At 50.0% G+C, this 9,305-nt stretch carries 7 protein-coding genes; 5 read left to right on the forward strand and 2 right to left on the reverse strand.

Features of this window, described 5'->3' with window-relative positions:
• From ABYP73_RS08335 to ABYP73_RS08355, 5 genes are all read left to right on the forward strand, one after another.
• The coding region (locus ABYP73_RS08335; protein WP_372974017.1) for a glycosyl hydrolase at positions 1-2,361 on the forward strand (2,361 nt) is incomplete at its 5' end.
• 203 nt (positions 2,362-2,564) lie between these two features.
• Entirely contained in the window at positions 2,565-3,233 is a 669-nt protein-coding gene (locus tag ABYP73_RS08340) for a succinate dehydrogenase cytochrome b subunit (RefSeq protein WP_372974018.1), read from the forward strand.
• Positions 3,234-3,236: 3 nt separating this feature from the next.
• Complete coding sequence (locus tag ABYP73_RS08345; protein ID WP_372945406.1) at positions 3,237-5,240, forward strand: fumarate reductase/succinate dehydrogenase flavoprotein subunit; 2,004 nt, start codon at positions 3,237-3,239, stop codon at positions 5,238-5,240.
• A gap of 6 nt (positions 5,241-5,246) precedes the next feature.
• Complete coding sequence (locus ABYP73_RS08350; protein ID WP_372945407.1) at positions 5,247-5,993, forward strand: succinate dehydrogenase/fumarate reductase iron-sulfur subunit; 747 nt, start codon at positions 5,247-5,249, stop codon at positions 5,991-5,993.
• Between the two features lie 107 nt (positions 5,994-6,100).
• Positions 6,101-7,249 carry a methionine aminotransferase gene (locus tag ABYP73_RS08355; RefSeq protein WP_372974019.1) on the forward strand — a complete coding sequence of 383 codons (1,149 nt, stop codon included), beginning with the start codon at positions 6,101-6,103 and terminating at the stop codon, positions 7,247-7,249.
• Here ABYP73_RS08355 and ABYP73_RS08360 read toward each other — a convergent pair whose 3' ends face one another.
• Both ABYP73_RS08360 and ABYP73_RS08365 read right to left on the reverse strand, forming a co-directional pair.
• Positions 7,250-8,401: a serine hydrolase domain-containing protein gene (locus tag ABYP73_RS08360; RefSeq protein WP_372945409.1), complete on the reverse strand. Its 1,152-nt coding sequence runs from the start codon at positions 8,399-8,401 to the stop codon at positions 7,250-7,252. It lies immediately after the preceding gene.
• A 15-nt stretch (positions 8,402-8,416) separates the two neighbouring features.
• On the reverse strand, positions 8,417-8,941 hold the full coding sequence (locus ABYP73_RS08365) for a GNAT family N-acetyltransferase (RefSeq protein WP_372974020.1): 525 nt from the start codon (positions 8,939-8,941) through the stop codon (positions 8,417-8,419).
• Between the last annotated feature and the right edge of the window lie 364 nt (positions 8,942-9,305).

Raw genomic sequence — 9,305 nt, forward strand, 5'->3', positions numbered from 1 at the left:
CCGGACAATATGAATGAAGTGGTGGTAGGCGTCACGGGACATCTTTATTCAGAAAATACGGAAAGAGGGGTGTACAAGACCACAGATGGAGGGAAGACCTGGAAAAGGACCCTTTTTGTCAATGATGAGACTGGGATTATCGACCTTGCCGTCTCGCCGGTCGACTTCAATATTCAATATGCGGCGGCCTGGGACAAGGACAGGAAAGCCTGGAATTTTAAAGGTAATGGGAAAGGTTCCGGCATCTATAAAAGCACAGATGGTGGGAATACCTGGAGGCCTGTCACCGGCCCAAACACCGGTTTCCCGACCGGAGACGGGGTAGGGCGTATCGGCCTGGCGGTCTTTGACAATAATCTCGTCTATGCCGTACACGACAACCAGTACCGCAGGGAGAAAAAAGAGAAGGGCGAGGAAAAGGAGGAAGGCCTTACCAAGGACGACTTCAAGCAAATGAGTGTGCAGCAATTCCTTGATCTCAAAAATGAGGAACTCAACGACTTCCTGAAAGAGAACGGTTTCCAGGAAAAATACAAGGCAGAAAACGTAAAGGGGATGATAAAAAGCGGGGCGGTCAAACCCGCAGATCTGGCAACCTACCTGGAGGACGCCAATTCGCTCCTGTTCGATACACCGGTGATCGGGGCGGAGGTTTATCGAAGTGACGACGGGGGCCGTACCTGGAAGAAACAGAATGAGGATTATATAGATAACCTGTTCTACAGCTACGGGTATTACTTTGCCCAGATCCGGGTAGACAGGAACAACCCCGAAAAGATCTACCTGGCCGGGGTTCCGCTAATCGCATCTGAGGACGGGGGTAAGACCTATAAAGCCATAGATGGGGACAATGTGCATTCAGACCACCACGCCCTTTGGGTCAACCCGGTAAGACCCGGACATCTGATCAACGGGAATGACGGAGGGGTCAATATTTCCTATGATGATGGGGCTCATTGGATCAAAAACAACTCCCCCGAAGTGGGCCAGTTCTACGCTATCAATATCGATCACCAGAAACCTTACAACGTCTATGGAGGCCTGCAGGACAACGGGGTATGGAAGGGGCCGCACAATGCTGAGGAGAACAGTCGATGGCATCAGACAGGAGACTATCCCTGGAAATCCATTATGGGTGGGGACGGGATGCAGGTACAGATAGACAGAAGGGATCCGAACATCGTGTATACCGGGTTCCAGTTCGGGAACTATTACCGCCTGGATCTGTCTTCCGGGAACAGGCAGAACATACAGCCCAAGCACGAACTGGGAGAAAAACCCTATCGCTTTAACTGGCAGACCCCCATCCTGCTTTCCTCCCACAACCAGGATATCGTTTATTTCGGAGGGAACAAACTGCATCGTTCTCTCAACCGGGGAGACGACTGGGAAGCGATCTCAGCCGATCTCACCAAGGGAGGGAAAGAAGGGAATGTGGCTTACGGCACCATCACCACGATTTCTGAATCCCCTATGAAATTCGGCTTGCTGTACACGGGTAGTGACGACGGGCTTATCTACAGGTCCGACAATGGGGGAGGCAACTGGGAGTTGATCTCAGGACAGTTCCCAAAAGACCTCTGGGTAAGTCGGGTGGCCGCTTCTAAACACAAGAAGGAACGCGTATACGCTTCCCTGAACGGATACCGATGGGACGACTTTACTCCGTACGTCTACCTCAGTGAGGACCTGGGTAAGACCTGGAAGAACATAGGATCAGGACTACCCGCATCCCCTGTGAATGTGATCCTGGAAGATCCGGTAAATGAGAACCTGTTATTTGTGGGAACGGATAACGGTCTCTATCTTTCCTTTGACCGCGGTGATTCCTGGGCATTGTTCCAGAACGGGATCCCAAATGTCGCCGTGCACGACCTGGTGATACAACCCGAAGAGAAACACCTGCTGGCAGGAACACACGGAAGGAGTATCTACAAGGCAGATATCGCCCACCTTCAGCTAATGACGGAGGAAAAACTCGGGGAGGAACTCTTTGTATTCGATATCCCGGCGATCAAACATTCGAGCCGTTGGGGCAGTTCCTGGAGCAACTGGTCTGAACCGAACACCCCGGGAATCGATATCGTATTCTACTCCAAAAAGAAAAGGACCTACACGGCAAAGATCCAGACCCTGGACGGGATCGAGGTAAGCGGTTTTGAGATGCAGGCAGACCAGGGCTTTAACATCCTGTCCTATGACGTGGCTTTTACCAAAGCTGGGAAGCTCGCCTACCTGTCTAAGAACAAGGTAGAACTCAAAACGGCCGATGACGGCAAGACCTATCTGCCCAAAGGTTCTTATGAATTGGTGCTCAGCGGGAACGGAAAAGAGGTAAGGACCCCTGTGGTCATAGAGTAGTTCGAAAGAATCCTTAAAGCCTTCTTAAGGGAAGACGAAATTTTGTTGAATTTTCCATGGGAAAAATCGCCTCTTTTAGCCCCATGGATTCAACAGGGTTAAACACCTGTGAAAATTAGCTCAACACACGGTAAGTATTGGCCTATTTCGTTTGCTATTGCGGGGGTTCTGCCGTAAATTTGTGACCCTAAACATTAACTGTAATGAGTAAAATCATACAATCATCCATAGCCAGAAAAGTGGTGATGGCCCTTTCTGGCCTTTTTTTGGTCTTATTCCTGGCCTTGCATTTCACAATCAACTTTACTTCAGTGATTTCTCCGGAAACTTTTAATGAATTGTCCCATTTCATGGGATACAATGTCATTGTGCAATTTATCATGCAGCCCATCCTGATCGCAGGAGTCGTTATCCATTTCGTGATGGGGTTTGTGCTGGAGATCCAAAACAACAGGGCAAGGGGGGTCAAATACGTACAATTCAAGGGAGGAGCAAATGCTCCCTGGGTATCGAGAAACATGATCATTTCAGGAGCGGTGATCCTGGCTTTTCTGGGCCTGCATTTTTACGATTTCTGGATACACGAAATGGCTTACAAATACGTGGAATCAAATCCAGAAGACCCCACGCGGTATTACGCAGAGACCGTTGAAAAGTTTGCCCCTTTCTGGCGAACGCTCATCTACGTGATTTCCTTCGGGCTCCTTTCACTACATCTGTGGCACGGTTTCGCCTCATCCTTCCAGACCATGGGGGTCAACAACAAGTATACCCCATCCATTGTCAATTTCACCAAGATATATGCCGTGGCAATCCCCCTGGGTTTTGCCTTTATCGCCATCTATCACCATTTTAATCCGATAATACACTAACATATGGGCATTCTAGACTCAAAAGTTCCAAAAGGGCCTCTGGCCGAGAAATGGACCAAACATAAGAACGAGATCAACCTGGTAAACCCCGCCAACAAAAGGAATATCGACGTCATCGTCGTAGGGACAGGTTTGGCCGGAGGATCTGCTTCTGCGACCCTTGCCGAACTGGGGTATAACGTCAAGACCTTCTGTTACCAGGACTCCCCACGGAGGGCCCACTCCATCGCAGCCCAGGGGGGTGTGAATGCATCCAAGAATTACCAGGGAGACGGGGACAGTGACTACCGCCTCTTTTACGATACCATCAAAGGTGGGGATTACCGATCCCGGGAAGCCAACGTCTACCGTCTTGCCGAAGTCTCCGGAAATATCATCGATCAGTGTGTGGCACAGGGGGTGCCTTTTGCTCGTGAATACGGTGGGCTTTTGGACAACCGATCCTTCGGAGGGGTCCTGGTATCCCGTACCTTCTACGCCAAAGGTCAGACCGGGCAGCAACTCCTGCTGGGTGCCTATGCAGCTATGAATCGCCAGATCCAACGTGGAAAGATCAGGTCCTACACCCGTCACGAAATGCTGGATTTGGTCGTGATCGATGGAAAAGCAAGAGGGATCATTGCCCGAGACCTAGTCACAGGTGAGATTGAGAGACACTCTGCCCACGCCGTGGTCATCGCCTCGGGAGGATATGGAAACCTGTTCTTCCTCTCTACTTATTGTATGGGAGCCAACGTAATGGCGGCCTGGAGGACCCACAGAAGAGGTGCCTTCTTCGCCAATCCGTGCTTTACCCAGATACACCCAACCTGCATCCCGGTTTCAGGAGATCATCAGTCTAAGCTCACGCTCATGTCTGAGTCGCTCAGGAATGACGGACGGATCTGGGTGCCTAAAAAACTCGAAGATGCAAAAGCCATTCGGGAAGGGAAATTGAAGCCTACCGAACTTGCCGAGGAAGACAGGGATTACTACCTGGAAAGACGATATCCTGCATTTGGAAACCTGGTCCCCAGGGATGTGGCATCCCGCGCTGCCAAAGAAAGGTGTGATGCCGGATTTGGAGTGAACAAAACAGGAGAGGCTGTATACCTCGATTTTGCATCGGCTATCAAACGATACGGAACGGAGAAAGCCTATACTTCAGGGATACAGGATCCCGATGAGGAAACGGTCAGAAAGCTGGGAGAAGAAGTGATCGAAGCCAAATACGGGAACCTCTTCCAGATGTACGAAAAGATCGTAGACCAGAATCCCTACAAGACCCCTATGATGATCTATCCGGCCGTGCACTATACGATGGGCGGACTCTGGGTAGATTACAACCTGATGACCACCGTGCCCGGGTGTTATTCCATCGGAGAATCCAACTTCAGCGACCACGGTGCCAACCGCCTCGGGGCTTCTGCCCTGATGCAGGGTCTGGCAGACGGATATTTTGTCCTGCCCTACACCATCGGAGACTACCTGTCCAACGATATCAGGACAGGAAAGATCCCGACAGACAGCCCGGAATTCGACAAGGCCGAAAAGGACGTCAGGGATAGGCTAGAGAAACTCATGTCTGGAAAAGGCAAGCATTCCGTGGATTATTACCACAAGAAACTCGGGAAGATCATGTGGGACAAATGCGGGATGAGCCGGAACGAGAAGGGCCTGAAAGAAGCCATAAAAGAGATCGCCGAGCTGCGTGCTGATTTCTGGGAAAACGTCAAAGTGACCGGCACTGCGGATTCCAAGAACCAGGAATTGGAGAAGGCGGGCAGGGTAGCTGATTTCCTGGAGATCGGTGAACTCTTTGCCAAAGACGCCCTCGAGCGCAACGAGTCCTGTGGCGGACACTTCAGGGAAGAGTACCAGACCCCGGAAGGTGAGGCCTTGAGAGACGATAAAAATTACAAATATGTGGCCGCCTGGGAATACAAGGGCGAGCCCAAAGATGCCAAACTTCACAAAGAAGAACTGGTATATGAGAATATTGAACTGAAGACACGATCATACAAATAAATTGCTATGAAAATATATTTGAAGATATGGCGCCAGAAAGACGCCTCCTCCAAAGGAAAAATGGTCGATTATACCCTCGACGGGATTGAAGGGGACATGTCCTTTCTGGAAATGCTCGACATCCTCAATGAAGAGCTGATCTCTAAAGGCGAAGAACCGGTTGAATTCGACCACGACTGCAGGGAAGGGATCTGCGGAACCTGTTCTCTCCAGATCAACGGACGGCCCCACGGACCGGACACCCGTATCACTGCCTGCCAGCTGCATATGCGCAGTTTCAAGGATGGTGATACCATCACCATAGAACCCTTCAGGGCCAAGGCTTTCCCGGTCGTCAAAGATTTGATCATAGACCGTTCTGCTTTCGACAGAATACAGCAGGCGGGAGGTTATATCTCTGTGAATACCTCCGGGAATACTGTAGATGCGAACGCCATTCCGATTGAAAAAGAAAAAGCAGACCTTTCCTTCAATGCCGCCACCTGTATCGGTTGCGGTGCCTGTGTGGCTGCCTGTAAAAATGCGAGTGCCATGCTGTTCACCTCGGCCAAGGTATCACAGTTTGCGCTTCTACCCCAGGGTAGGGTTGAAGCTGCAGACCGGGTACTAAATATGGTGAGGCAGATGGATCTTGAAGGCTTCGGCAACTGTACCAATACAGGTGCCTGCGAAGTGGAATGCCCCAAAGGGATCTCCCTGGAGAACATCGCCAGGATGAACAGAGAGTACCTGAGCGCATCTGTCAAGGGATAAAAAAAAGACTAGTGCAATACTCCCCTGTCCGCAAAGGCAGGGGTTTTTTATGGCCTCGTGCCAGCACCCATTTTACTATCTTTAATAAGAATTCTAAATCCCTTCCCTTGATCGAACACCTTCCTTCCAAACTCCCCGAACTGCAATCCTCCATTTTTACCGTGGTCGGAAAATGGGCACACCGGCATCAGGCTCTCAACCTGAGTCAGGGGTTCCCGAATTTCGGGGCCGACCCCAAACTGCTGGACCTGGTGTCGAAGGCCATGAAGGCCGGATACAATCAATACGCCCCTATGGAGGGTATCTATTCCCTGAGAGAGGTCATCTGCGAGAAGATAAAGCACCTCTATGGCAAGGCATATGATCCGGATAAGGAGATCACCATGGTAGCCGGAGCCACCCAGGGGATATTTACAGCCATCACTTCGGTGGTTCACAAAGGAGATGAGGTGATCGTGTTCAAACCTGCGTACGACTGTTATGAGCCCGCCATTGAGCTTAACGGAGGGAGTGTCGTGCCCCTTCAAATGAAAGGAAAGGAATACCGGATCGACTGGAACGAATTCAGGGCTGCTATCACCGGGAAGACCCGCCTGGTCATCATCAACTCCCCCCACAACCCCACCGGGAACATCCTCTCTGAAAATGACTTGGAAGAACTTTCGGAATCCCTTAAAAACACTGACATCATGGTCTTGAGCGATGAGGTCTATGAACACATGGTCTTTGACGGGGAAGTACACCGGAGTGTATCCAGATACCCCGGGCTCGCCGAGCGCAGTTTTGTCATGGCCTCCTTCGGGAAGACTTTTCATGTAACCGGCTGGAAGATGGGCTACTGTGTCGCCCCGGCACCTTTGATGAAGGAATTCCGCAAGGTTCATGAGTTCAATGTATACGCCATCAACCACCCTATCCAAAGGGCCCTGGCCGAATACCTGGCGGAACCGGACCACTATTTGGGTCTGCCCGAACTTTTCCAGAAGAAACGGGATATGTTTCTCGAGGCGATTCGTCCTTCGCGCTTCTCTTTTACCCCGAGTAAAGGCACCTATTTTCAGTTGCTGGACTATTCCCGGATCACCGCGGAAGGGGATGTGGATTTTTCCAGGCGACTCATAGAGGAAAGAGGGATCGCCAGTATACCCGTTTCTGTCTTCAATCTGGGAAATCTGGACCAGAAACACCTTCGCTTCTGTTTCGCAAAGACCGATGACACCCTCCTCGAGGCTGCGGAGATCCTCAATGTGATCTGATCATAGGGCCTTGCGCAGGATGGCCATGAATTCGCCCATGCGGGAGGGTTCAAGCCATCGTGTAACTACTACCAGGTCGTGTTCCCTGTCGACTACTATAAAATTTCCCCCAAAACCGGCAGCGTAGAATAGATCCTCTGACCATCCTTCCCAGTGCCTATCTCCCTTAGTGTTAATCCACCAGAGATACCCGTAATTCGGATTGGGAGTTGAAGGGGTTGTGGCTTTTTGGATCCAGGCCTCGCTGATGACCTGATCCTTACCCCATTTTCCCTTGTTGAGGAATAACAGTCCGAAGCGTGCCATATCGAGGGTGTTGATAAAGATCCCACCTCCGCTGTGCCCTCCGCCAGTAACGGATTTCACCTCAACCCCGTCTACCTCGGTCCAGGCATTCTCATATCCAAACCACCTCCAGGTAGAACTCGCCCCTACAGGGTCCATCACTTCCTCTTTGAGCACTGCCGGCAGGGCTTTGCGCCAGACATGGGTAAGGCAATAGGCCAGCAGGTTTACGCGGACATCGTTGTACTCCATTACGGTTCCGGGTTCATTGAGTTTCCTGAATTTCCAGTCGTCAAGATCCCCTTCCCTCGGAGGCCGGTCTGCCCAGTCGAGTCCACCCCAGAGTTCCCCAGACCAGTCGGAGGTTTGCTGCAGTAAATGCTCCCAGGTGATCTTGGCGTTGTGTTCCCCGCCAAAAGTACCGTCCCAGATATAGGTGTCTACTTTGTCAGATGTGGATGCGATCAATTGCCTGTCATCTGCGAGGCCCGCAACTGTGGAGAGGAAGCTTTTCGTGACACTGAAAGTCATGTCTACTCTCCCGATATCCCCCCAGGATGTGACGAGGTATCCATTTTTCAGGATCATCCCGGCCGGTCCGCCCCTCTTTTTGGTGGGCCCCAGGATCTCGTGGAAAGGCTCTCTTTCGAAACCTTTAAGGATCGCAATTCTCAGGTCCCTGGATCCCGAGTATTCATTGTTCATGGCAAATTTTACGGCATCGTTGACGGCAGTAGCATCCATATTCATTTTCTCCGGAGAGCGGGTCGTCCAAACAGCATTTCTGTCTGGAAAATAGTATTCTCCCTGTGCCTTTGAAGAAGTACTCGGCAAAAGAACAAGCAATAGAAGCCAAAGTGTTCTCATATCTAAAATTTGATTTTACAAGGTAGGCAATTGCAGTTTCATTAACCAGTCCATTTGCTTGTCCTTCCCAATATAATAGGGGTGTTTCCCGAACTTTTCAAAACCAAGGCTTTCGTAGAAGGCGATGGCACCCGGATTCTCCTCCCAAACCCCAAGCCAGATATATCGTTTCCCCATTTCGCTCGCCTTTTGGATCACCTCATTTATCATCCGTCTGCCGAGGCCCTTATTCTGGTATTCGGTTAGGACGTAAATGCGTTCCAGTTCTATGGCCTGAGGATCCTTCAGGTCTGTTTGTGCCTCTCCTTCATTGTATTTGAAGAAACCTACGATCATCTCTTCACTGTACACAAAATAAAAATGGGATAAGGGGCTTTGCAATTCATTCAATAGAACCTTTGAAGAAAGTGCCGTGTTGAGATAGTTTTGAAAATCCTCAGGGTCGTTCACGGCTTCGAACGCGTCTGAAAATGTCTTTCGGGAGATCTCTACAAGATCTTCCAGGTCTTCCGGGGTACAACGCTTCATGACCAGTTCCACAACTCAGGCGAATGAGCCGAAAACTAATAAAAAAAGGAGTAAAACCTGTGATTTTACTCCTTTCTTCTCTCATGTTCCGGTATCAGAACATGAACAACTTTTTTGCCAGTTGTAAAACGCCGTGAAAGAAATCGTTCCTGTAGACTTGTACCTTTTCTTCGGAGGGCGCCTGATTAGTCTTTGTGTCCATAGCTACTTGGGGTTAAGATTAGGATTAGTTCTTTCATTTTCAAAGGGCTCCTAAAATAATAATAGAACGAAAAAAACCGGCAATAATTGTTGTTAAAATATTGGATAAAGTTGTAAACTCTGGTAATTGAGAAGTCTATATAACCATCTCCGGAATATCCCCTTCTATGATGAG

It is taken from the genome of Muriicola sp., assembly GCF_041567615.1.
Classification (GTDB): Bacteria; Bacteroidota; Bacteroidia; order Flavobacteriales; family Flavobacteriaceae; genus Muriicola.

Excerpts from the sequence above, each read along its gene's own strand:
- ABYP73_RS08345 (WP_372945406.1), top strand. The coding sequence starts at position 3,237 with ATGGGCATTCTAGACTCAAAAGTTCCAAAAGGGCCTCTGGCCGAGAAA.
- ABYP73_RS08340 (WP_372974018.1), top strand. The coding sequence starts at position 2,565 with ATGAGTAAAATCATACAATCATCCATAGCCAGAAAAGTGGTGATGGCC.
- ABYP73_RS08350 (WP_372945407.1), top strand. The coding sequence starts at position 5,247 with ATGAAAATATATTTGAAGATATGGCGCCAGAAAGACGCCTCCTCCAAA.
- ABYP73_RS08360 (WP_372945409.1), bottom strand. The coding sequence starts at position 8,401 with ATGAGAACACTTTGGCTTCTATTGCTTGTTCTTTTGCCGAGTACTTCT.